We start from the raw sequence: 23265 nt of genomic DNA, 5'->3' as shown, positions 1-23265 counted from the left end.
TACACCCCCGTGTAGTCTTATACGCAGTCATCCGCACAGGCCTGCTGAGTCGGGCCGTCACCACAGGTGCCCCCATGGATTTCAACCCGATCGACATTGTTCTGCATCTCGACGTTTACCTCGACATGCTGGTGACCAACTATGGGACCTGGATTTACGCCATCCTGTTTCTGGTGATTTTCTGTGAAACCGGTCTGGTGGTCATGCCGTTCTTGCCGGGCGACTCGCTGTTGTTCATCGCCGGTGCCGTGGCGGCCGGTGGCGGCATGGATCCGGTATTGCTGGGCGGCCTGTTGATGCTCGCGGCGATTCTCGGCGACAGCACCAACTACCTGATTGGTCGAACGGCCGGCGAAAAACTGTTCAGTAACCCGGACTCGAAGATCTTCCGCCGTGACTACCTGCAACAAACCCACGATTTCTACGACAAGCACGGCGGTAAAACCGTGACCCTGGCGCGTTTCCTGCCGATCATTCGTACCTTTGCACCGTTCGTCGCCGGTGTCGGAAAGATGCCTTACCCGCGGTTCTTTTTCTTCAGCGTGCTCGGCACGATCCTCTGGGTCGGCGGCCTGGTGACCCTCGGTTACTTCTTCGGCAACGTGCCGTTCATCAAGAAAAACCTGTCGTTGCTGGTGGTCGGCATCATCCTGCTGTCGCTGGTGCCGATGATCATCAGCATGGTCCGCAGCCGCCTCGGCAACGCCGCGTCCAAAGCCCAATCGCGCTGACAGGCGATGTGGTCGCTTAGCGCCTGGCGTCGCCAGCGCACCCTGGCCAAGCACCCGATTGCCGACGACATGTGGCAGCGGGTGCGCCATCACCTGAGCTTCCTCGATGGCATCAGCGCCACTGAAGACCAGTGGTTGCGCGAAGCCAGTGTGTTGTTCCTCGAAGACAAACACCTGACCGCCCTGCCCGGCGTCGAACTGCACCAGGAGCAGCGCCTGCTGCTGGCCGCGCAAGCGCAATTGCCGCTGCTGAACCTGGGCGATTTGAACTGGTACCAGGGTTTCCACGAAATCATCCTCTACCCCGACGATTTCCTCAGCCCCCAGCGCCATCGCGATGCCAGCGGCGTCGAGCACGAGTGGGACGGCGAACACAGTGGCGAGGCGTGGCAGCAAGGCCCGATCATCCTCGCCTGGCCGGGCGTGATGGCCAGTGGTGGCTGGGAAGGCTACAACCTGGTCATCCACGAACTCGCGCACAAACTCGACATGCTCAACGGCGTCGCCAACGGCCTGCCGCCGCTGCACCCGGACATGCGGGTCAGCGATTGGGCCAAGGTGATGCAAGAGGCCTACGACGACCTCGACCGGCAAATGGAGCGCAATCCGGACGCCGAAACCGCGATCGATCCGTATGCGGCGGAAAACCCTGCCGAGTTTTTCGCCGTCACCAGCGAATACTTCTTCAGTGCCCCGGATTTGCTGCATGAGGCTTATCCAAAGGTGTATGAACAGCTGAAGTTGTTTTACCGACAGGACCCGCTGAGCCGGTTGCAGCAACTTCTGGCCGAGGACCCGGTCTATCAGGCACGCGACTAAGGTCTACACGACTTCTGGCACATGGCGTCATCGGCGGAATATGCCTATAATCGCCGCCACTTTTTGGTCAATCCGGCCAAGTGTTTTTGGTCAACTAACGGGGGCACCGCCCAATGAGCTACAGCAAGATTCCGGCTGGCAAAGACCTGCCGAACGACATCTACGTCGCGATCGAGATCCCGGCCAACCACGCGCCGATCAAATACGAAATCGACAAAGACAGCGATTGCCTGTTCGTTGACCGTTTCATGGCCACCCCGATGTTCTACCCGGCCAACTACGGTTACATCCCGAACACCCTGGCTGACGACGGTGATCCCCTCGACGTGCTGGTTGTAACCCCTTACCCGGTTGCTCCAGGCTCGGTCATCCGCGCTCGTCCAGTCGGCATCCTGAACATGACCGACGACGGCGGCGGCGATGCCAAAGTCATCGCAGTCCCACACGACAAGCTGTCCCAGCTGTACGTCGACGTGAAGGAATACACCGACCTGCCTCCACTGCTGATCCAGCAGATCGAGCACTTCTTCGCGAACTACAAAGATCTCGAAAAAGGCAAATGGGTGAAGATCGAAGGCTGGGCCGGCGCTGATGCCGCCCGCGAAGCGATCACCAAGTCGGCTGCCGCCTACAAAGGCTAAGACGCCATTGGCCTTGCGCCACTGACGACTTGAAAAAAACCCCGGTTGATCCGGGGTTTTTTGTGGGCGCTCATAAAGGGCTTTAAACAGCGTGTTTATCTTTTCGCCACTGCGGTTTTTCTCTGTTTAATTTGTTCCAAATACGTCTTACATCCGGTCGTAAATTTCCCTCGAAATTTGAACGGTTCGTTTATTCAAAGCCCCGCCCTGCGCCCGTAGACTCGTGTTTATGAAAAAGAACACTAGCGGCCCACGGTTCAAAGCATTGCTCGAAAAAGCCAAGATCACGACGACAGGATTTGCCGCTTTTTTCGACACGGAAGCTCAAAACATCCACAACTGGTACACCCGTGGTGTGCCCGCTTACCGCATGGAAGAGGTCTCCAGATTACTTTCGGTCAACAGCCACTGGCTCAAAACCGGCGAAGGCCCGGAAGACGCCAAACACCTGCGCCTGCTCGACGAGTCCGGCAACACCTTCGACGCCCAGGCGATTCGTGGCATCTACACGGTGATCGAGCCGACCGACGTCGAACTGCCCCTCTACAAAGAAACACCCGTCGCCCCGGGGTCTCACAAAACCCACATCGTGGAAGACACCGGCCAATTCATCCGCCTGCCCAAAAGCCACCTCGACTCCCTGGAAATCAACCATGCCGATGCGATCTGTATTCACATGCTCGGCAATAGCATGGGCGCAAGGATTGAGGACGGCTCTATCCTCGCCATCGACCGTGGGCTGACCAAAGTGATTGATGGGGAGATTTACGCCCTCGACCATGACGGGATGCTGCGCATCAAATACCTGCACCGGATGCCCGGGAATGCGCTGCGGTTACGCAGCTACAACAAAACCGAGCACCCGGATGAGATTTTCAGTGCCGAGCAGATTGATAAGCAGAACATCAGGGTGCTGGGGTGGGTGTTCTGGTGGTCGACACTCAACAAACGGCGACCGGCGGTGCCGTTCCTGTAACACACGCCGTCGCGCCCACATTGGAATGCGATCAAATGTGGGAGCGAGCCTGCTCGCGATGGCGGCTGAACATTCACCCTACAAACCCGGACGAGTGACTGAACTCAATGCACCAATCGCTCTACACCACACTCCACGCTGGGAATTTCCTCAAATAATCAGTATGCTGCGCCCCACATTTGCGCATCGACCCGCCCCGCGGCTCAGATCGCACCGACAAGGCAGATGATTTTCTCGCCGAGTCCCACAGCCGGACGCAAGATCCGGGTGTACGTTTTGAAGGCTGGCGCGGTTTACCAAAAATGAACCAAGTCAGTCCCCGAGAAGCCGGCCACAAGCCGGCTTTTTAATGCCTGCGTTTTGAGGAACCGTCATACAACTTCACGGATAACTAAACGACTTAACCAACGTCAACTCCCCCACCGCCCGCATCGGCACCAGAAACGTCTCCATCTTCTCGCTCGGCGTCCCTTCCTCGGTAATCACCGTCACCTGCGCAGTCGTCAGCGGCTGAACCGCGTCCTCCTGCCCTTCCTCATCACGGCTATACCCACCGCCAAAGTAATTCACATACACCAGATACTGCCCCTTGATCGGCGCTGGCATGGCAAAGATCTCCGGCCCATACCCGGTCGTCACGTCAACATCCAGCGCCGCACCATTGGGCGCAACTCGATCGCCGTACCAGATATGCGCCCCATCCGGCGTAATCAAATGCAGGTCGAGGTCCGTGCCGTCACTGTCCCACGACAACAACACCCGCAACTTGGCCGGCGTGGCACCACCACTGGCATTGAGGAACTGCGTGCGATGCCGCTGTTGTCCATCAGGGCTGCGCACTTCGACGCTGTTGCTGCCATTGGGAAACGAGAACGGGCGATCAAAGCGGCCGGCGGGATCGATCTTCAGCGGCATGCTCACGCCGTTGACGATCAAACGACCCGGCTCCTTTGATTTGGGCGTGGATTTGATCTGGCCGCTGATGCGCGCGGTGTTGGCCTGCCCTACCGGGGTGTTCACCGATGAAGCGGGATAGTTGACGGTCTGGCGGAAGTTTTCACCTTCGCCTTCAACCGCGCCCGTGCGCCAGCCTCCGACGGGGGTGTCGAGTTTGACGGCGGCGTCTGCGGCGAACATCGTCGGCATCGCGCAAAGAGTACAAAGGAACAGGAAGACCTGTGGATAACGGAGTTTCATGGCCTATTCCAGCAAGAGGTGGCGGGCGAGCCCTTCGATGTAGGTTTCATCCTGGCCGTTGGGGTGTGCTTCGAAGGCCAGGTGCAGGTATTCGTGGGTCAGGTCGAGGCGGTCTTGCAGCGACAGCACGCCGCGCACGTAGATGCGCTGGCGTTCACGGTCGACATAGGGGCGGCCGAAGGCCAGGCGGCAGACGGCGAAGGTGCTGACTTCGTTGTAGCCAACCTCGCTTTCCAGCCGCGCACGCCAGCCGCGGCGTTGGGTTTGCAGCCAGTCTTGCGCGGAGGGCAGTGCTTCGCAGGAGGCGACGGGATTGTCCCAGCGGCTGAGGCTGGCGCGAGGGTAGGCGTGCAGCAGAATGGCGTCGTAGCGCTGGCCGGCGTTGGCCTGCTCGACGGCTTGCTGCCAGGCGAGTTTGTCCGGGCCGGGTTGGTCGGAATGGTAGGTGACGGTGCTGCCGGCCAATACGAGGTCGCTGGTCCATGCGGCGATATGGCGTGATTCGCTGGTGGCCGGGCGCGGGGCGACGCGTTGACGGCTGCTGCTGTCGTCGATGCTCAGGCAGTCGCCGTGGCGCGTGGCGTTTTGCAGGAGGTAGGTGCGGATGGCGATGGCCAGGGCTTTGGCGGCTTCGACGGGCTCAGGTTTGGCTTCGCGCTGGAGGACGCGGGCGACGTATTCTTCGCGGTCCAGACGGGCGACAAGCTGATCCTTGAGCAAGAAGAGTTCGCCGTCACTGTGGATATCGAGTTGGTTGCCGTTGCTGAATTCGACTCGATAGTCGCCCTGCAATGGGCCGGAAGAAACAACACGATCCCCCGCCAGAACCCGCTCAATCGGATAGCGAGAAAACAGTCCGACTTCGACGCAGCGTCCCGTGTCCGCGGGCCAATCAACCGGCAGCACTGCGGCCAACGCTTCAGCGTAATGACGCAGCACCCTCTGACTGGTCCCGCGCCCACCCGCCCAGATCGGCGTGCCGTCCACCATCCAACCAGCAAAACCGCCCTGACGCGACGACGGATCCTGATCCCCCAGCCAGCTCCAGGTTTTCACCCGCAACCGACCACCGAGTTCGCCCACGACATTGCCGTCGGCGGCATTAAGCACCACGTCCAGCAACACCCGCCGCGCCTGATCCTGCGCCGGCATCACGGCCAACACCTTGAGCAATTCAGCGACGGACACTCGCGTAGAGGGCTTTAACGACGGCAAGTCCAGCAACCACTCCGGCGCCTGTCGCGCCTGCCAATACGTACGCCAGTCAGTGGCAGTGATGCCCAAGCGTGCCGGTTCAAAATACAAACCGCACGATTTCACCAATGCCTGATCACGCGCGATCTTGCCGCCGGCGGTGCAGCAATAAACTTCATCTTTCGACTGCCCGCGACATTCATACGCAGGTTCACGGGCGCCGGTATCCACCAGCCAACCGTACACAAACAACTTCCACAAACTGCCCAACGGCGCCTGCACATCAGCAGGCAAGGGCTCGCGTGAAATCACCTGAGTCCGGTTCAACGAAATCAGTTCACCCTTGAAGCCCAGCCGCAGCGGTTCGTCCTGCGCTGTCGCCAGCGCAGGAATCAAACACAGCAGCAACCAGACCAGAGGCCGGGTCATGTCAGTTGACCGTGACCTGACCGAGGGCCGGTTTCTGTTCCTGCGCCTGATGTTGCGGCGCATAGACCTGCGTGAAGCGCACCGGCGGCAGATTGAACTGACCCTTCTGCGAGAAGCGCACCAAATGTCGCAGGCGCAACTCACCGCTCAAGGCATCCACCGGAATCGCATAAGCCATCTGACCCGGCTCAAAACGCGCCTTCTCCAGCGCGGTCGGTTCGGTGCCGGCCTTGCCCATCAATTTGATGCCCCACGTCGTGCGTTCGACATCGGCGCCCGGCGGCAGCGGCACTTCGAGCATGCCGTAGCGCAACGGTTTCGCGGCTTTGCTGGTGATGATCACTTCATCCAGATACAGGCTGTCGCTGGACAACGGCTGGGTGCCGACCGCTTCGAGTTTGAAGGTGAAGGCTTCATCACCCGGCACCAAGCGCGACAGGCGACGAGTGATGGTCACGGCCATCGGATCAATCGCAGGTTGTTTGGTCTGGAAGCTCAACACGGCACGCAATGGCCGCTCCTGCGTCCCGGCCAAGGACAACACCGCTGGCACGGGCGCAGCACCCTGCCACGTCCAGTACATCTCACCGGTATCGCCGTACTGTTTCTTCCAGCCTTCACCCGGCGCCAGGGCGATGGTCGGCGAAGCTTGTTCAATACTGCGTTGCAGCCAGGTCAGCGCCAGGGCGCGCTCCAGCGTCGATTGCTGGGGCAGCAAGCGTTGCAGCAAGGCTTGCGCGTGTGCCTGATCGAAGGGTTGCAGCGACAGGTTCAGCGCTTCGGCGAACGGCTGCGAGCTGACCGCCAGACGCTGTTGCGCATCCGCCAGTTGACGATTGAAAGCCTCCGGCAGCGTCACCTTGGACTGACGCGCCAGCGATGCCGTCAACACACGGGCAGCGGCCAGGCCGAGCGCCGAATCCGGATCGCTCATGACGATGCTGTCTTCGCCATCTTCCATCAGGTTCGCGGCATTACCCTCGCCCGCTTTCGCCAGGTCGTCCATCAACCCGCTGAGCAAGGTGTTCACCGGCAATTGCATCTGTTTGGCGAACGACAGGATCAGCGCACGCTGCAACAACGGCGTGTTCTGGGCCTGTTTCGAATACACCTCCAGCACCCGCTGCCAATGCTCCGGCGGCAAGCTCAAGTCCAATACTTTGCTGGCGTTCCAGTCGGCGTAATAGGCGTAAGCGGTGAGGAAGGCATCCGGCTCGCCATCCATGCCCCACCAGGTGAAGCTCGCGGAAGGCCCGGCCATTTGCACCAGTCGCAGGCGGCTGTTTTGCATGATCAGGCGCAAGCGATCGCGGATCTGCGGGTTCGAGGCCAGCGTCGGATAGGCGATGCTCAGCGGCAGCAAACGGCTGGCGGTCTGCTCGACGCCGCCGTACGGATAGCTCAGCAGATCATCCAGCGCCGAACGGAACAGCGCTTGCGGACTGTCATCCAGACGCAGGCGGATATCCGTCGCATCGGCCGGCACGCTCAGCGGCGTATCACCACTGGCCACGTCCAGACTTTGGCTTTGCGTGACCTGCCAGCCTTCGCCGGTGGCGGTCAGGCGCACGGCCAGCGCGTCAGCGGTTTTGCCGTCCTGCACCAGTTCGGCGGTCCACTCGCCACTGGCCAACGAGAACTCCGGCAGCGCGATATAGTTGATGCCGTTGTTCAGGGTCACAGGCACTCGCTGATCGGCGCCGCCGAAATGAATCACCAGTTCCGCCTTGACCGGTTTCTCGGCCTGACTGAAGGCGAACACCCCGAGACTCGGCTTGTCGCCACTGCGGAATTTAGTCGGCCCGCTCCATTTCAGGTACAGCGGTTTTTCCGAACGCACGAACTGCTTCTTCTGCCCGACTTGCCCGTCATCGGCGATGGCCCGGGCGGTGATGCGCCAGCGGGTCAGCGAGTCCGGCATCTTGAAGGTGAAACGGGTTTTGCCGTTGGCATCAGTCACCAGTTCCGGCTGCCACGCGGCGGTGTCGACGTCTTCACGACGCGGCCGTTCCAGCACTTTCACCCCGCGCTCGCTGCGGTTGGCTTTGCCCGGCGCGCCGGGGCTGCCCGGCAGTGCCACGTCATAGCTGATGAACGACAGGCTGGCGCTGGTGCGCACGTTGTTGCGGCGCGGGTGGTAGAAGAATTGGTCGATGCTCGGCGCGACTTCCGGTTGCAACGCGTAGACCATTTCGTCGACCACGCTGACGGTCAGGTGCGCCGGAATCGGCTTGCCGGCGAACTGTGTGGTCAGGTCGACCGACACGGTTTCACCGGGTTGATACGTCTCTTTGTCGGTGGCGATGGCCACGTCGATCTGCGGCGCAATCACCTTGATCCCGGCGTTCTGGAAGCTGTATTGACCGCCCTTGGTGTAGAGCACGGAGAAAGTCAGGTTCGGGGCGAAATTGTCTTTCACCGGGATGCGTGCGCGGTATTGGGTGTCGCTGAGTTTCTCCATCTTCAGCCAGTCACCGCCCTTGGACAGCAGCGCGGTGGCCTCGACTTTGTCGCGCTCCAGCGACAGCAATGCATCGCTGATCGGCTCCGGGAACGTGATCAGTGCGAGGGCTTCATCACCGGCCTTGTACTCGGGTTTATCGAGGACGATTTCCACGGTGCCTGGCACGGCTTTTACGCCGTCGCCGGTGACCGAATGACCGGTCGCACCAATGACTCGACCATGGTCATCTTTCAACGTCAGGTTGTAGGTGCCGGGACGCTCGAAGGCCACGGTGAAACCTTTGTCTTTGGCGGCCAGTTTGCCGTCGCCGGAGGTCTGGTCTTCCAGACGCACCCAGCTGTAGCTGCTCGGCGTCACGGTTTTGCTCTGCTCGCTGGCGCCCTCATTGACGAAGCTGAACGCAACCTTGTCGCCCACCGCACTGAATCGCTGCGGTGCGCGCAAACTGAAACTTGCCGCGCCACGGTCGATGAGGATTTCCTTGGTGGTCTTGACCCGATACGCCGCGCCATCGCTGGCAAACACGGTGAGCATGTAGCGGCTCGGTTTCTCGGCGGCCGGCAGGTCGAGGGTCGCGTTGCCCTTGGCGTCGGTGGTCAATTCGGTGCTGGTCAGCTCCACCGGGAATTGCCCGAGGTATTGCAGTTCGTTGTCGACCATCGACAGTTGCTGGGCGCGCAGGCTCAGGCTCAACTTGGCGTTGGCCACCGGTTTGCCGTCCGGGTACAGCAGCACCAGGCTGCCCTTCACCGGTTCGCCGGTGCGGTAATCCTGCTTGGCCAGGTTCAGCGAGATTTCGAAGTGCGGCTTGATGTATTCGGCCACGCGGAACGCACTGCTGTAGGCCTGTTCCTTGTAGCTGAAACGCAGTTCATAACCGCCCGCCACCGCATTGTCCGGCAACTGGAATCGGCCTTGGGTGCCGGCCTTGGAATCCAGTTTCAGCGCCAGCGATTGCAGCGCCGTGCCGGTGGCATCGAGCACGGTTACGTTGACGTCGGCCGCAGTCGGTGCGACGGAATCCCGGGCGTTCTTGAACTCGCGCCCGACGATTTTCAACGACACCCAATCCCCCGGCCGGTACAGCGGCCGGTCGGTGAAGGCGTAAAGTTTGGTGTCGTAGATTTCGCTGTCGTAATAGAAGTTCTCGGAGACAAACACCCCGCCCTCTTCATCCTCGCCGATCACGAACGAACGCTCCGGGCTGACGTGTTTCAGGCGCAGCAAACCATCGCTATCAGTGGCGCCGCTGCTCATTACGCCGAGGCCATCGGTCCACAACACATTCACTTTCGGCACCGAACTGCCTTCGTGTTTGCGCGCGGCCCAGACCACCAGTTCATCACCGGCGATTTTGCTCACGGCCACGGTGTTCGAGACGAAGACCATGGTGGTCGCGCGGTACTTGCCGATCAGCGCTTCCACCAGGTACAGACCCGGTTTCAGGTTACCCAACGGGATGTAGACGTTACCCGGCGCGACGCTGACGAACTCACTGGAAGAGCCGGCCAGGTTCACGCCTTCAGGCGGCTGGATCGGTTTGGCTTGCCACAGCGGATAGCGGAATTGACTGACCACCGGCAGGCCCGGGATCAGGGCGAATTGCGGCTGTGCGTCGTAAGGCGTTGGCGCAGCAATCGCGGTGCCCATCTTCAGTTCCGGTACTTCCTCGGTGACTTGCTGACGGGACTCGTAGGAAAACGCCCGTTGCATCACGCGACGGGATTTGCGGTACCAGTTGTCCCACAGGTACGCGAGGGTATTCGACAGCCCTTCACCCTTGAACTGGCCATCGCTGACCACACGGTGCAGGTTCTTCTGGCGCTTGAGGAAATCCAGCGGCTTGTCGATGCGGTACACGCGAATGTCGGCGCCGCCATAAGGCTCCATGCGGAAACGGCGAAAGTCACGGCCCGGCGCTTCGAGGCGCACCATCGCCTGTTCGTCACTGGCGAAACTGCTGTCGGCCAGCAGGAAAAAGCTTTCACCGGCCACCGGCGTATAGCCGCTCGGCTCGACGGTGTCTTCGGCGTTGACCGCCGAAAACGGCAGCAGCAAAACCAACAGCAGAGGCAAAAAACGCAACATGCGGGCACCGATCATTGGGAGAGAAAATTCAGTCGATAGACGCCGATGAAGTTGGGGTTGGCTGCGTCGGGTATCCATCGGGTGTCCTTCCATGTCATGAGTTGCTGCAGGCTCGCGGATCGCATGCCGTTGTCAGTGGGGGTGGTGGTGCCGGTGTGATAGGCGATGTAGCGGCCCATCCAGATCATCAGGTGCTGGTCGTCGCCCTGATCGAAAAACATCAGGTCGCCGGGCCGGGCTTGCGCCACGTCTCGACTCACCAGATGGCTGTTGAACTGAATCAGCTTGATCGCGTTGACGTACGGCCCGACCTTGCCGCCGCCCTGTTGCCACTGCTGGGCGAGACCGCGTTGCGTCTCGCTCAACTGCAGTTCCGGCGGCAGGTAGCGATTGGACAGGCCGTTGTTGCGCAGCCATTTATCGTCGTGGACTTTCAACGCTTCGTTGGCGGCGAACCGCACCAGCCCCGCGCAGTCCTGCTGATACCAGCGCGGGCTCGGGCCTTGGGTCAGTTGTTCCTGGGCGATGCGCACGAACCAGGCGCGGAACACCTGGGATTGCTGCGGATCCAGTGGCGCGGCCTCAGTGGCAAAGGCGCGACTGCCCAGCAACAGCGCCAGCAGGCCGAGGCCGCGGATGAGTGCGGTCACAGGGCTTTCCATTCCAGTGGCAGCCATTGCCAATGGCCATCGGGCTCGCTGCCTTCAGGCAAGGTCAGGGCGTATTTGCCGTAACCGCCGAGCTTGCGCAGTTTCGGGATCAGGTAGGTTTGCGCGGCGTTGTAAAACACCGGTTCCATGTCCTGCGGCAGGCTGTCGAGGGTTTCCTGCTGCATCAGTTGCGCCATCGCATCCGGGCCGAAATACACCGGCATCAACAGGTCTTTCGGCACCACGTCGGCCATCGGCGGGAAGCGCTTGTCGAGGGTGCCGAGGGCCTTGTCCACGAGTTTGTCGTCGAGGGAAAACAGCAGCGTCGAGCCGTGACGGGCCAGACTGACCTTCATGAAGGCCTTGCCGGAGATCGCGTCCGGATCTTCAGCGTCCTTGGCTTTGTAGGGACCGAAGTTGGAGCTGACCTGCCGCTGCCACTGGTGAGTCGGGCCGTCCTGTTTCTCGATCACCGGGAACGCGTGCTCTTCGACGTTGGGCTCATAGGCGCCGACCATCGAACCGAACAAACTGCCGAGGTCGCCATCGAGTTTGGCGCTGTCCTTGTCATTCAGGCTGGCCACCAGCAACGGCGTGTAGAGACGCGAATCGGCGTACCAGCACAGGCCCGCCGCACCGGCCATGTGTTCGGTCAACGCTTGGGCCACCGGCTCTTCGGCGCCGAGTTTCACCAGCAACGGTTTCTGCTGTTCAGCGGCCAGCGGCAAGGCCACGCAGGCACTGGCGCCCATCGGCATGGCTTGCCAGATCGGTTTGAAATCGAAGTCCGGCTGATCGTCCAGTTCATCCATCGCAAGGAAGCTGTGCCAGCCCTTGTCGTCCATGTCGAAACGCAGCCCGGCGAAATTCGGGATGAAGCGCTGGTAACCCATGGCCAACACGCTCGAATTGACCGACAGGCGTTGCTTCACTTCCGGCGCGCGCGGTGGCAGGCCGAATGCTTCGGGGAACAGTTTGTCGCCGTTGAGCAACGCGGCGATGGCCGTGGTCGAGACACTGCCGCGCTCGTCGCTCGGGCCGCTGCTCGGGTCGTAGAGTTTGACGGGATTGGACAGCACCACCAGTTTGTCGCCATGGGAGGCGAACACCAGCGCTTTGTTGTTATAGGTGAGCTGATACAGCGCCACGTCGTCGGCGCCGACTTTCACCACACTGAGTTGGGTCAGCTGCGAATCGTCGAGCGCCACTTTGGCCAGCGGTTCCAGCACTTTGGCCAGACCACCGCGATCCATCACCAACAGGAAATCCTTGAGCCGACCATCCGCCCCGCGCCACAGCGCCACGTCGGCCGGTTGATCGAAAAGTTGCTCGATCAGGCTGTCCTGCAGTTTCAGGTCATGTTCGTAGATGATCCGCCGCAGACTGCCGATCAAGCCGAGGCGATCAACGTGCGCTTCGTAATAGAAGACGAAATCTTCGGTCAGGGTTTCCTTGAGGAACGGCACCGCCAGCAGATCCTTGGGCAATTGGCTCAGGGAATGGGTTTCGAGCAGACCGTCCGGCCGGCTCATGCCCAGTTTGTCGCTGGCCAATTGCGCTGGCGGAGCCTTGGGTTTGTGCATGAACCACCCCAACCCGCCCGCGACGCCGGCGACCAGGGCCAGGCCGACCAGCAGCGCCGGCCAGCGGCGAGGAGTTTTGGCGGCCGGTGTTTGCGCAGCCGGAGATACAGTGTTATCGCTCATGTTCACAACGCCCAATTCATCCGTGGTGCGGGATGCTTAATAGTTGAAAGTCTTGACCAGCAACAGGTCACCGATGGCCCGCAGGGGCACGATGAAGGTCTCGCGTTTTTCGTCGACGGTGTTTTCGTTGAGCACCAGGTTGATTTGCGAGGTGATGACCTCGTTCTGGTTGCTGGTCTCATCGAAGTTATAGCCTTCGCTGCCGAAGTTGCCCCAATAGTTCACGTAAACCAGATAGGTGCCATGCAGCGGCGCGGTCATGGTGAACATTTCCGGGCCGGGACCATCGACGCCATCCGGGTCGAGGCCGCCGCCATTGGTCAACGCCGTGTGGGCGAAAAACGCATGCTGGCCGTCGGGGGTGATGATGTGCAGGTCGAGCTCGGCTTTCGGGTCGTCCCAACCGAGCACCACGCGAATCCGTGCCGGCGTGCGCAGGTCATTGGCTTCATAGAATTGAACGCGCTTGAGCGACTTGCCTTCGGCACTGCGCACTTCGACACTGTTGGAACCCGCGCCAAAGGCATACGGCCGGGCGAAACGCCCTTCGTCGTCGGTGTACAGGTTCAGTGGATTGCCGTTGACGGCGAGGGTGTGCGGCCCGCGTTGCGTGCCTATCGCCTTGAGCTGGCCTTCGATCATCGTGCGATTGCGCTGCACACCGCGGTCGATGGGCGGCGTGGGATAGGCGACCTGCGGGTTTTCGCTGCGGTCGAGCAGGCCGTTATAGCGCCAGCCGCCGACCGGCTCCGACAGCTCAGCCGTCGGCTCGGCCCAGGCGGCGCTCGCGCAGGCCAGCCCCATCAACAGTATAAGAAGTGAACGCATGTGACGCCTCCTGCCATGCATAACGAAACCTTGCGCCCGATCCTCGGCGCGTTACAGATCCAAATACTGCGTTTCGTCAGAAAGACCCGTGACTATTGGGTCGTAGAAGGCGCGAAGGTTAGCGATTCGGCAGTTTTTTAACAATCGGATACCTCTTGATTTGCTGTAGGCATCACGAAGAAGTGGGGACGTGAGCCGAATAGCGACCTTATTCGGCTCACAAGATGAGCCGAATAAGGCTATTATTCGGCTCATTCACTCTGGAGTTACCCGTGGTCATGGCACCTCACTGGATTTGGCAACAGCCCGACTGGCCGAATTTCACCTGGCAATCCGAACGCCTGACGCCGCTATTGCGTGAGTGCGTACAGGCGCAAGGCCGGTTGATGGGCATGGCCAGTTCCGTGGATCGCTCACTCAGCGCACAGAACGAACTGGACGCGCTGTTACAAAACATCGTGACGTCTTCAGCCATCGAGGGTGAACAGCTCAACGTGGACTCGGTCCGCTCATCACTGGCGCGGCGCCTGGGCCTGGAGGTGGTCGATGGCGATAAAGTCAGCCAACGCAGCGAAGGGCTGGCGCAGTTAATGCTCGACGCCACTCAGCGCTTCGCACAACCGCTGACACTGCCGCGGTTGCTGGAGTGGCATACATGGCTGTTTCCCGATCAGGACATGAATGTTGCCGCCCGTTCGATCCATATCGGCGAGCTGCGTGGCGATGAGCCCATGCAGGTGGTGTCCGGGCGACTGGACAAACCGACCATTCACTACGAAGCACCGCCACGCCTTGGGCTTGAACAGCAGCTCGATACGTTTCTTGCCTGGTTTGCAACCAGCCAGAAGCAGGACGGGCTCGATCCCTTGTTGCGGGCCGGCATCGCGCACTTCTGGTTCGTCACCCTGCACCCCTTTGACGACGGCAATGGTCGCCTCACGCGAACCCTTACCGATCTCGCCCTGGCTCAGGGAGAGGCGCAGGCGATCCGCTTCTACGCCATGTCAGCGAGCATTCTGGACGACCGCTCCAGCTATTACCGAGTGCTGGAAACCAGCCAGAAAAGCTCCATGGACATCACCGAGTGGCTGCAATGGTTTCTGCAAACCCTGCTGCGCAGCTTGCAGCAGGCCATGACGCGGATCGAAGCGGTACTGGGCAAGGCGCGCTTCTGGCAGGCGAATCGGGACGCAAAACTGTCAGCCGAGCAGATCAAGGTACTGAATCGCATGCTGGACGGTGGGCAACGAGGCTTCGCGGACGGGATCAGCGCGGCTCAATATCAAGCCGTGGCGAAAGTATCGAAAGCCACCGCCACCCGCCATTTGGCAGAGTTGCTGGAGAAGGGTTGCCTGCAACGCCTGCCCGGTGGCGGGCGTAGTACTCGCTATCAGGTCAGCTATCCGGATGACTCAGCATAATTAAGCCATAGGGTGAGCGTTAGCAGCTGGCGAAGCCTGCGTCCGGCTGCTACAAAGAGCTCGGTGCAGGTGATCCGGTTGCCGCCGGTGCTGTGGCCGAAATGCCCGGCCCATTTGCCCATAACCCCCATGTCTGCTAGTGTCGCGCCGGTTTAACGTCAACCGGAAATAGCCGCCATGGCCCGCAAAAAAGCTGCACTGGATTTCGAACAATCTCTCGCTGACCTGCAAACGCTGGTAGAGCGTCTGGAGAACGGCGAACTGTCGCTGGAAGACTCGCTGACGGCTTTCGAGCAAGGCATCGGTCTGACCCGCGATTGCCAGGCGGCGCTGGCCCAGGCCGAGCAAAAGGTTCAAGTGCTGCTCGAGCGTGATGGCGAGCTGGCCGAGGAACCCTTCGACGCGGATCAGCCAGAATGATTGCAGCGTATTCGGCGACCAGCCAGGCCCGTGTCAACGCGGCACTGGAAACCCTGTTCAACGCACCCAGCCCCGAGCTCACCCGTCTCTATGAAGCCATGCGCTACAGCGTGATGAATGGCGGCAAACGTGTACGTCCGTTACTGGCTTACGCGGCTTGCGAAGCGCTGGGCGGCAAGGCCGAGCAAGCCAACGGCGCGGCCTGCGCAGTGGAGCTGATTCACGCGTATTCCCTGGTACACGACGATTTGCCGGCCATGGACGACGACGATCTGCGTCGCGGCCAGCCGACGACTCACAAGAAATTCGATGAAGCCTGCGCCATCCTCGCCGGTGACGGCTTGCAGAGCCTGGCGTTCAGCGCCCTGCTCGACCCGCGCCTGAACGCAGCTGACGCCGAGATCCGCCTGCAGATGGTCAGCGCCCTGGCCGTCGCGGCAGGCCCGGCGGGCATGGTCGGCGGGCAAGCCATCGACCTCGGTTCGGTCGGCCTCAAGCTCGATCAAAAAGCCCTTGAGTACATGCACCGGCACAAGACCGGCGCGCTGATTGAAGTCAGCGTCAAACTCGGCGCCCTGGCCAGCGGCCGTGCCGAGAAGGACGAACTGAAAGCGTTGCAGACTTATGCACAGGCCATTGGCCTCGCTTTTCAGGTGCAGGACGACATTCTTGACGTCGAAAGCGATACCGAAACCCTCGGCAAACGCCAGGGCGCGGACATCGCTCGCGACAAACCAACCTACCCGGCCCTGCTTGGCCTCGACGCGGCCAAGGCTTACGCCCTGGAACTGCGCGATCAGGCCCTGCACGCGCTGCGACCGTTTGACGCGGCCGCCGAGCCTTTGCGCGACCTCGCCCGCTATATCGTCGACCGGCGTAGCTGACAGCGTATCGGCCAAGTTAAAAGCAACGCGTGGGCAGGGGGCGATGCATCAGGTAAACTGCCGCATCTTTTATACCTATAACGATTCGCCTGATGCCCACGACGTTTCATGAGATTCCCCGCAAGCGCCCGACCACGCCCCTGCTCGACCGTGCCAACACGCCGGACGGCCTGCGCCGGTTAGGCGAAGCCGAGCTGGAAACCCTGGCCGATGAGTTGCGCCTGGAATTGCTCTACACGGTCGGTCAGACCGGCGGGCATTTCGGTGCCGGCCTGGGCGTCATCGAGCTGACCATCGCGCTGCATTACGTCTTCGACACCCCGGACGACCGGCTGGTGTGGGACGTGGGTCATCAGGCTTATCCGCATAAAATCCTCACCGGCCGTCGCGAGCGCATGGGCACCCTGCGCCAGAAGGACGGTGTTGCGGCCTTCCCGCGTCGTTCCGAGAGCGAGTACGACACCTTTGGCGTCGGCCACTCCAGCACTTCGATCAGCGCAGCGCTGGGCATGGCCATTGCCGCCCGCCTGCAAAACAGTGATCGCAAAGCCATTGCCGTGATCGGCGACGGCGCGCTGACCGCCGGCATGGCCTTCGAAGCGCTGAACCACGCGCCGGAAGTGAACGCCAACATGCTGGTGATCCTCAACGACAACGACATGTCGATCTCGCGCAATGTCGGCGGCCTGTCGAATTATCTGGCGAAGATCCTTTCCAGCCGCACTTACGCCAGCATGCGTGAAGGCAGCAAAAAGGTCCTGTCGCGCCTGCCCGGGGCCTGGGAAATCGCCCGGCGCACTGAAGAATACGCAAAAGGCATGCTGGTTCCTGGCACGCTGTTCGAAGAACTGGGCTGGAACTACATCGGTCCTATCGACGGCCATGACCTGCCGACCCTGATCGCGACGCTGCGCAACATGCGCGACCTGAAAGGCCCGCAGTTCCTGCACGTCGTCACCAAGAAAGGCAAAGGCTTCGCTCCGGCGGAAGTCGATCCGATCGGCTACCACGCCATCACCAAGCTCGAACCGCTGGACGCTCCGGCCGCCGCCCCGAAAAAGGCCAGCGGACCGAAGTATTCCGGTGTGTTCGGTGAATGGCTGTGCGACATGGCCGCGTCTGATCCGCGTCTGGTAGGCATCACCCCGGCGATGAAAGAAGGCTCCGACCTGGTGGCGTTCAGCGAGCGTTTCCCGCTGCGCTATTTCGACGTGGCGATTGCCGAGCAACACGCGGTGACCTTCGCCGCCGGCATGGCCTGCGAAGGCGCGAAACCGGTGGTGGCGATTTATTCGACGTTCCTGCAACGCGGTTACGACCAACTGATTCATGACGTCGCGGTGCAGAACCTCGACGTGCTGTTCGCCATCGACCGCGCCGGCCTGGTGGGCGAAGACGGCCCGACTCACGCGGGTAGCTTCGACCTGTCGTTCCTGCGCTGCATCCCCGGCATGCTGGTGATGACCCCGAGCGATGAAAACGAACTGCGCAAAATGCTCACCACCGGTCACCTCTACAACGGCCCGGCGGCGGTGCGTTATCCGCGCGGCGCGGGTCCGAATGCGACCATCGAGAAAGACCTGCAACCGATCGAAATCGGCAAAGGCATTGTTCGTCGTCAGGGCAGCAAAGTCGCCTTCCTGGTGTTCGGCGTGCAATTGGCCGAGGCGCTGAAAGTCGCCGAGACGCTGGACGCGACGGTGGTCGACATGCGTTTTGTCAAACCGCTGGATGAAGCGCTGGTTCGCGACATCGCTGGCAGCCACGAGCTGCTGGTGACCGTCGAAGAAAACGCAATCATGGGCGGTGCTGGCGGCGCGGTCAGCGAATTCCTCGCCCGCGAGAACATCCTCAAGTCGATCCTGCACCTGGGCTTGCCGGACCTCTATGTCGAACACGCCAAGCCTGCACAGATGCTGGCCGAGTGCGGGCTGGACGAGGCAGGGATCGAAGCGGCGGTGCGCGAGCGCCTGCAACTGCTCAAGATTTAACCTGCTGGATACACGCAATCCCCTGTGGGAGCGAGCCTGCTCGCGATAACGGACTGACAGTCAACAATTCCCTGACTGACACACCGTCATCGCGAGCAGGCTCGCTCCCACATTGGTTTTTTGTGATCTTCACATTTTGTTCGCTACAACGCGCCACAACGGACTGCCGATGAAACTCTCCCCCCTCGCCCTGACGCTGACCCTGCTGCCGGCCGGCCAACTGCTGGCCGACTCCTTCGAACGCGATCAAGCGTTGAAACTGCCCGACGTACTGATCACCGCCAACCGTCAGGTCGAAGCGCGCAACGACAGCAGCGCCGCCAACACGGTGTTCACCCGAGAAGACATCGACCGCCTGCAACCGAACAGCATCACTGACCTGCTCAGCCGGGTGCCGGGCGTGCAAGTCGCGCAAACCGGTGGGCGCGGCAGTCTGCCAGGGGTTTACATCCGCGGCACCCAGTCAGCGCAAAGCCTGGTGCTGGTGGACGGTCAGCGCATCGGCAACTCGACCTCGGGCGACAGCAACCTGCAGCACATCAACATCGAACAGGTCGAGCGCGTGGAAGTGCTGCGCGGCTCCCGTTCGGTGATTTATGGCAGCGATGCGATTGGCGGGGTGATTCAGATTTTCACCCGCCGTGGCGACGAGCAAGGTCTGCAACCGCGGTTGCACGTGGGATTTGGCAGCAACCAGACCTGGGAGCGCAGCCTTGGGCTGTCCGGCGGCGATGACAAAACCCGCTTCAACCTCGGCGCCAGCCTCAATGAAACCGCCGGGATCAATCGCACGCACCAGTCGTACCCCAGCGACAGCGATCACGATGAATACCGCAACCAATCGGTCAGTTTCAGCATCAGTCACGCGCTCACCGATGACCTGGAAATCGGCGCCAACGTGCTGGATAACCGGGGTAAAAGCGAGTTCGACAACCCGTTTGGCCGCTTCGACTCCACCACCTTCGAGTCCGTGCAGCAACAGCCTTACAGCGATTTCGAGGTGAGCAGCGTCAGCAGTTACCTCGATGCGCGGGTTAACGACATCTGGAAAACTCGCGTCGAGTTCGGCCACAGCGAAAACCGAGAGAAGACCCTCGACAAGCTCAGCGATGAACGCAGCGTCTTCAACACCTACCGCGACTCAGTGAACTGGCAGAACGACCTGACGCTCAACGACCGCAATAGCCTGCTTCTGGGCGGCGACTGGTACGAAGACCGGATCAACAGCACTACAGCGTTCGATGAAGACAGTCGCTGGAACCGTGCGGCGTTTGTCCAGCATCACTATCGGGCGGACAGTTTTTCCACTGAGCTGGGCTTGCGCCACGACGAGAACCAACAGTTTGGCGGCCAGAACAGTTGGAGTGGCACCCTCACTGTGCCGGTGAATCCGGACAACGACGTGCTGCTGACCTACAGCGAAGGCTTTCGAGCGCCGACGTTCAACGACTTGTACTACCCGGACTTCAGCAACCCGGATTTGAAACCCGAAACGTCGAAAAGCTATGAACTGCAATGGCGCAGCCAGCTAACCGAAAACAGTCGCCTGGAAGCGTCGCTGTACCGCACTGACCTTGAAGACGCGATTATTTTTGGCAGCAACTCGCGGCCAGAGAACGTGGCGTCGGCGCGGATCAACGGTTTCGAAGCCGCACTGAAACAGGAACTGTTCGGCTGGCAAAGCAACCTTGGCGTGGCGATCATCGACCCGCGCGACCGCGATACCGGCCATACCTTGGCGCGTCGTGCACGGCGGACATTGAGCCTGGACCTGGATCGACAATTTGATCGCCTGGGCCTTGGTGCGAGCTGGCAAGCAGTCAGCAGCAGCTATGACGACCTGAACAATCAACAGCCGTTGGGTGGATACGCCTTGTTAGGGTTGCGCAGTAGCTGGGAGCTCGACAGTGAAATCAAGCTTGGGCTGAAGCTCGATAACCTGCTGGATAAAGGCTATAGCCGGGCGCTGTATAGCCATGACGGCAGTGAATATGGGTATCGCGAGGAAGGTCGGGCGTTGATGTTCGGGGTGACCTGGACACCGGAAATCTGATCTGAAGTCAGTGGTGTCAAGGCTTGCCCATGATGGCCGCGCCTCGGTCTCAGCGGTCCGGTGCGATAAGCTGGCAAAGCTTTGCAGTGGCCTCGACCATCTGCCCACTCGGCCGCTCCAGCCCCTTGTCCGACACCAGCAGCAATTGCCCCCGCGTCACCGCCGCCACCTGCGGCCACGCCTTCCACGCGTCGAGCTGGGCCTGATCACTGGCCAGAATCACCTCGGGATTGCGCTGCAACACCGCCTCGACACTGACCTGCGGCGCCGGCAATGTCTGGTCGGCAAACACATTGCGCGCCCCACACACTTCCAGCGCATCACTGATGATCTGCCCACCCCCCACGGTGTACAGCGGCCGATCCCAGACCTGATAAAACACCCGCAGCGGCTCGTCCCGCCGATAACGCTGGCGCAGGTTATCCAGTTTTCGCCGCAGGTCAGTCGCCAACGTCACGCCCCGTTCGGGCCGGCCGAGTTGCGTGGCGATGGCTTCGATTTGTGCAGCGAGTTGGTCGAGCGTGTGAGGTTCGGCGACGTAGGTGGGAATGTTCAAGTGCTTGAGCTGCTCACGCTGCGCGGGGCCAACACTGCCCGGCCAGAGCAGCAGCAAATCGGGTTTGAGACTGAGCAAACGCTCCATGTCCAACTGACCATAGCGGCCAACGGAAGGAAGGTCTTGCAGTTCGGCCGGGCGTTCACCAGCATCCAGCACCCCGACCAGCAGGTCGGCTGAGCCCAGTTCAACCACGATTTCAGAGAGGGACGGCGCCAGACTGACGACCCGTTCGACGGCAACCGCCGAGCCGCTGGCGGCCAATAGCAAAACCGCCAGCCAGGCCCGGCGCATCAGCCGAGTTGACGCGGAATACGGTAGAGGTAGAACAGCACCGTGGTCGACAGCGCCAGCAACACCAACGGCACGGCTTCGAGGCCGACGAACACCGCCAGCGCGCCAATCCAGGCCGGCAATGCAGCCGCCAGGAACGCGGTACGTCGCTTGGCGGCCAGGACGATCCAGGCGGCGGGTTCTTCGGGCGTATCGAGGGCTTTTTGCGTCGCGATCAGGGCGTGCTTGTAGCCACCGAAAAACTTCAGGCTGACAAACATCGACGCCACACCTGCGATGAACAACGGCATCGCCAGCACCGGCAGGATCGCCTCGCCTTGGCCGAACACGCCATTGATCACGAACAACGGCAACAAGGCCAGCGCCAGGTATTGCCACCAACTGAACGACAACCGCCGCCGAACCTGACCGCGGGTCACGCCCGATCCGCCTCGCCCTGATGCTCGTTGCCCATCATGTGGTCGAGCTTGCTGGCCTTGGTCGCCAGGTAGAGTTTGTTGTGCGGGTTGTGACCGGTGTGCAGCGGCACGCGCTCGGCGACCACTATCCCCATGTCGGTCAAGGCTTTGACCTTACGCGGGTTGTTGGTCATCAGACGCAGGGATTTCACGCCCAGGTGCTCAAGCATCGGCAGGCACATGGCGTAATCACGCTGGTCGGCAGCAAAGCCCAGGCGCTCGTTGGCTTCAACGGTGTCGGCACCGCCGTCCTGTAACTCATAGGCGCGGATCTTGTTCAGCAGGCCAATGCCACGGCCCTCCTGACGCAAGTACAGCAACACGCCACGGCCTTCACGGGCGATGGCCTGCAACGCGGCTTCAAGTTGCGAGCCGCAGTCGCAACGCTGGCTGAACAAGGCATCACCCGTCAGGCATTCGGAGTGCAACCGGCCGAGTACCGGGGCACCGTCGGCGAACTCACCCAGACTCAGCACGACGTGCTCGCGCCCGTTTTCTTCATCGAGAAAGCCGTGCATGGTGAATTGCGCAAAAGGCGTTGGCAGCTTGGAAGCGGCGACGAAAACGACAGGCACCGGTGTGCTCCTGATCAATAAGTACTGGAGATTCGCAGACGCGGCATTGTAACAGCAGGTTCCTACAGACGCTTAGGCTGAATTATGGGGCATAACGATCAAAATGTTAGATCTCAGGCCACTGACGCCAGCGGCTACAGGGCCCGTGTTCAGTTCGCGTCGAACGGGTAAGGCTGCTTCCAGCGTTCGAAGATGGGTTTCAGTGAACCGTTTTTAACCAACAGGTCCATGCGCTGGTCGAACAAGGCCATCAACGTTCGGGCCTTGGGCGTATTGGCGAAGCACAAGTACAGCGGCAATTCAGCGATATGGGTGCGACGGAACTGGGCAGGATCCTTGGCCCGTTTGACGATGTAATCAATCTCGGTCAGCGCGTCGATGTAAAAGTCGGCGCGGTTGTGCATCAGCATCGACAAAATGCCAGTGCGTCGTACGACCTCGTTGTAACGCCGCACATTAGGCAGGTATTTCTGGTATTCGTAACCGCGAACCCAGGCCAGACGATAGTTGCCGAGGGTCTGCGGGTTCGGTGCCGGATTACTCGCCAGGCCCAAGGCATAGATGTGATCGGTGTCGTAATTCCAGCGTGGATAAAGCACATCGCTGGCCTCGTCACGGTAAGCACCGACACAGGCATCCACTTCACCGCGCTGGGCCAGGCCCACGGCGCGGGTGTACGGCTCGGTACGGAAGTCGAGTTTGACCCCGGCCGGTTCGAAGATGGCCCGCATCACATCCCAGCCCAGGCCATGCCCGTCAGCGGCGGTGTAGTCTTCCCATTCTTCGCTGGCCAGATGGATCACGGACGGCGTCGGCGCGGCGTCCCCCGCCTGGGCGAGTGAGCAAAGCATTGCGAAAACCACCGCCAACCAGCGCCGAACCATCCAAGT

General features: G+C 61.0%; 19 protein-coding genes. 9 read left to right on the top strand and 10 right to left on the bottom strand.

Annotation, left to right across the window (positions count from 1 at the left end; genetic code table 11):
* The first annotated feature begins 74 nt into the window (after positions 1 to 74).
* The 4 genes from SB725_RS20245 (at position 75) to SB725_RS20230 (ending at position 3167) form a co-directional block, all read left to right on the top strand.
* Positions 75 to 731, top strand: coding sequence for a DedA family protein (locus SB725_RS20245; RefSeq protein WP_027924320.1), 657 nt, complete (start codon positions 75 to 77; stop codon positions 729 to 731).
* A 6-nt stretch (positions 732 to 737) separates the two neighbouring features.
* Positions 738 to 1550 (top strand): zinc-dependent peptidase, encoded by an 813-nt coding sequence (locus tag SB725_RS20240; RefSeq protein WP_410922521.1) that lies wholly within the window; start codon positions 738 to 740, stop codon positions 1548 to 1550.
* 113 nt (positions 1551 to 1663) lie between these two features.
* The gene (gene ppa, locus SB725_RS20235; RefSeq protein WP_027924322.1) at positions 1664 to 2191 is read left to right on the top strand and encodes an inorganic diphosphatase; all 528 of its coding nucleotides are present in this window, start codon (positions 1664 to 1666) and stop codon (positions 2189 to 2191) included.
* 229 nt (positions 2192 to 2420) lie between these two features.
* Positions 2421 to 3167, top strand: a complete 747-nt coding sequence (locus SB725_RS20230) for a helix-turn-helix transcriptional regulator (RefSeq protein WP_410922520.1) — start codon at positions 2421 to 2423, stop codon at positions 3165 to 3167.
* A 381-nt stretch (positions 3168 to 3548) separates the two neighbouring features.
* On the opposite strand, the gene SB725_RS20225 is transcribed toward SB725_RS20230, so the two are convergent.
* Genes SB725_RS20225 through SB725_RS20200 form a run of 6 tightly spaced genes read right to left on the bottom strand, consistent with a single transcriptional unit; the run spans position 3549 to position 13723 of the window.
* A complete protein-coding gene (locus SB725_RS20225; protein WP_027924324.1) occupies positions 3549 to 4364 on the bottom strand; it encodes a YfaP family protein in 816 nt (271 codons plus the stop codon).
* 3 nt (positions 4365 to 4367) lie between these two features.
* Positions 4368 to 5987, bottom strand: coding sequence for a DUF2300 domain-containing protein (locus SB725_RS20220; protein WP_410922519.1), 1620 nt, complete (start codon positions 5985 to 5987; stop codon positions 4368 to 4370).
* 1 nt (position 5988) lies between these two features.
* Complete coding sequence (locus SB725_RS20215; RefSeq protein WP_410922518.1) at positions 5989 to 10554, bottom strand: alpha-2-macroglobulin family protein; 4566 nt, start codon at positions 10552 to 10554, stop codon at positions 5989 to 5991.
* A complete protein-coding gene (locus SB725_RS20210; protein WP_410922517.1) occupies positions 10551 to 11201 on the bottom strand; it encodes a DUF1175 domain-containing protein in 651 nt (216 codons plus the stop codon). The genes SB725_RS20215 and SB725_RS20210 overlap by 4 nt, the downstream gene beginning before the upstream one ends.
* Complete coding sequence (locus tag SB725_RS20205; protein WP_027924327.1) at positions 11186 to 12895, bottom strand: DUF2138 domain-containing protein; 1710 nt, start codon at positions 12893 to 12895, stop codon at positions 11186 to 11188. Before SB725_RS20205 ends, SB725_RS20210 begins: the two co-directional genes overlap by 16 nt.
* Before the next feature lie 36 nt (positions 12896 to 12931).
* Positions 12932 to 13723: a YfaP family protein gene (locus SB725_RS20200; RefSeq protein ID WP_027924328.1), complete on the bottom strand. Its 792-nt coding sequence runs from the start codon at positions 13721 to 13723 to the stop codon at positions 12932 to 12934.
* Between the two features lie 278 nt (positions 13724 to 14001).
* Between SB725_RS20200 and SB725_RS20195 the strand changes: the two genes are divergently transcribed.
* The 5 genes from SB725_RS20195 to SB725_RS20175 all read left to right on the top strand — a co-directional run bounded on the left by SB725_RS20195 (position 14002) and on the right by SB725_RS20175 (position 20492).
* Positions 14002 to 15144: a Fic family protein gene (locus SB725_RS20195; RefSeq protein WP_410922516.1), complete on the top strand. Its 1143-nt coding sequence runs from the start codon at positions 14002 to 14004 to the stop codon at positions 15142 to 15144.
* Between the two features lie 177 nt (positions 15145 to 15321).
* A complete protein-coding gene (locus SB725_RS20190) occupies positions 15322 to 15564 on the top strand; it encodes an exodeoxyribonuclease VII small subunit (RefSeq protein WP_007894317.1) in 243 nt (80 codons plus the stop codon).
* A complete protein-coding gene (gene ispA, locus SB725_RS20185) occupies positions 15561 to 16448 on the top strand; it encodes a (2E,6E)-farnesyl diphosphate synthase (RefSeq protein ID WP_410922515.1) in 888 nt (295 codons plus the stop codon). The genes SB725_RS20190 and ispA overlap by 4 nt, the downstream gene beginning before the upstream one ends.
* Positions 16449 to 16540: 92 nt before the next feature.
* Positions 16541 to 18439, top strand: a complete 1899-nt coding sequence (dxs, locus tag SB725_RS20180) for a 1-deoxy-D-xylulose-5-phosphate synthase (protein WP_027924331.1) — start codon at positions 16541 to 16543, stop codon at positions 18437 to 18439.
* Positions 18440 to 18608: 169 nt separating this feature from the next.
* Positions 18609 to 20492, top strand: a complete 1884-nt coding sequence (locus SB725_RS20175) for a TonB-dependent receptor domain-containing protein (RefSeq protein WP_410922514.1) — start codon at positions 18609 to 18611, stop codon at positions 20490 to 20492.
* A gap of 49 nt (positions 20493 to 20541) precedes the next feature.
* On the opposite strand, the gene SB725_RS20170 is transcribed toward SB725_RS20175, so the two are convergent.
* From SB725_RS20170 to SB725_RS20155, 4 genes are all read right to left on the bottom strand, one after another.
* Positions 20542 to 21342, bottom strand: coding sequence for a cobalamin-binding protein (locus SB725_RS20170; protein WP_410922513.1), 801 nt, complete (start codon positions 21340 to 21342; stop codon positions 20542 to 20544).
* Positions 21342 to 21761: a hypothetical protein gene (locus SB725_RS20165; protein ID WP_027924334.1), complete on the bottom strand. Its 420-nt coding sequence runs from the start codon at positions 21759 to 21761 to the stop codon at positions 21342 to 21344. The genes SB725_RS20170 and SB725_RS20165 overlap by 1 nt, the downstream gene beginning before the upstream one ends.
* Positions 21758 to 22375, bottom strand: coding sequence for a GTP cyclohydrolase II (ribA, locus tag SB725_RS20160; protein WP_027924335.1), 618 nt, complete (start codon positions 22373 to 22375; stop codon positions 21758 to 21760). The genes SB725_RS20165 and ribA overlap by 4 nt, the downstream gene beginning before the upstream one ends.
* Positions 22376 to 22524: 149 nt before the next feature.
* Complete coding sequence (locus SB725_RS20155) at positions 22525 to 23259, bottom strand: substrate-binding periplasmic protein (protein ID WP_410922512.1); 735 nt, start codon at positions 23257 to 23259, stop codon at positions 22525 to 22527.
* Positions 23260 to 23265 lie beyond the last annotated feature (6 nt).

Source organism: Pseudomonas sp. SIMBA_041, assembly GCF_046535095.1.
Taxonomy (GTDB): domain Bacteria; phylum Pseudomonadota; class Gammaproteobacteria; order Pseudomonadales; family Pseudomonadaceae; genus Aquipseudomonas; species Aquipseudomonas mucoides.
The sequence above is the reverse complement of the archived record's forward strand: the minus strand, read 5'-3'. Positions and strand labels throughout refer to the sequence as shown.

What these genes read in the sequence shown, in the direction of transcription:
- SB725_RS20245 (WP_027924320.1), top strand. Translation starts at nt 75, where the DNA reads ATGGATTTCAACCCGATCGACATTGTTCTGCATCTCGACGTTTACCTC.
- SB725_RS20240 (WP_410922521.1), top strand. Translation starts at nt 738, where the DNA reads ATGTGGTCGCTTAGCGCCTGGCGTCGCCAGCGCACCCTGGCCAAGCAC.
- ppa (WP_027924322.1), top strand. Translation starts at nt 1,664, where the DNA reads ATGAGCTACAGCAAGATTCCGGCTGGCAAAGACCTGCCGAACGACATC.
- SB725_RS20230 (WP_410922520.1), top strand. Translation starts at nt 2,421, where the DNA reads ATGAAAAAGAACACTAGCGGCCCACGGTTCAAAGCATTGCTCGAAAAA.
- SB725_RS20225 (WP_027924324.1), bottom strand. Translation starts at nt 4,364, where the DNA reads ATGAAACTCCGTTATCCACAGGTCTTCCTGTTCCTTTGTACTCTTTGC.
- SB725_RS20220 (WP_410922519.1), bottom strand. Translation starts at nt 5,987, where the DNA reads ATGACCCGGCCTCTGGTCTGGTTGCTGCTGTGTTTGATTCCTGCGCTG.
- SB725_RS20215 (WP_410922518.1), bottom strand. Translation starts at nt 10,554, where the DNA reads ATGATCGGTGCCCGCATGTTGCGTTTTTTGCCTCTGCTGTTGGTTTTG.
- SB725_RS20210 (WP_410922517.1), bottom strand. Translation starts at nt 11,201, where the DNA reads ATGGAAAGCCCTGTGACCGCACTCATCCGCGGCCTCGGCCTGCTGGCG.
- SB725_RS20205 (WP_027924327.1), bottom strand. Translation starts at nt 12,895, where the DNA reads ATGAGCGATAACACTGTATCTCCGGCTGCGCAAACACCGGCCGCCAAA.
- SB725_RS20200 (WP_027924328.1), bottom strand. Translation starts at nt 13,723, where the DNA reads ATGCGTTCACTTCTTATACTGTTGATGGGGCTGGCCTGCGCGAGCGCC.
- SB725_RS20195 (WP_410922516.1), top strand. Translation starts at nt 14,002, where the DNA reads ATGGCACCTCACTGGATTTGGCAACAGCCCGACTGGCCGAATTTCACC.
- SB725_RS20190 (WP_007894317.1), top strand. Translation starts at nt 15,322, where the DNA reads ATGGCCCGCAAAAAAGCTGCACTGGATTTCGAACAATCTCTCGCTGAC.
- ispA (WP_410922515.1), top strand. Translation starts at nt 15,561, where the DNA reads ATGATTGCAGCGTATTCGGCGACCAGCCAGGCCCGTGTCAACGCGGCA.
- dxs (WP_027924331.1), top strand. Translation starts at nt 16,541, where the DNA reads ATGCCCACGACGTTTCATGAGATTCCCCGCAAGCGCCCGACCACGCCC.
- SB725_RS20175 (WP_410922514.1), top strand. Translation starts at nt 18,609, where the DNA reads ATGAAACTCTCCCCCCTCGCCCTGACGCTGACCCTGCTGCCGGCCGGC.
- SB725_RS20170 (WP_410922513.1), bottom strand. Translation starts at nt 21,342, where the DNA reads ATGCGCCGGGCCTGGCTGGCGGTTTTGCTATTGGCCGCCAGCGGCTCG.
- SB725_RS20155 (WP_410922512.1), bottom strand. Translation starts at nt 23,259, where the DNA reads ATGGTTCGGCGCTGGTTGGCGGTGGTTTTCGCAATGCTTTGCTCACTC.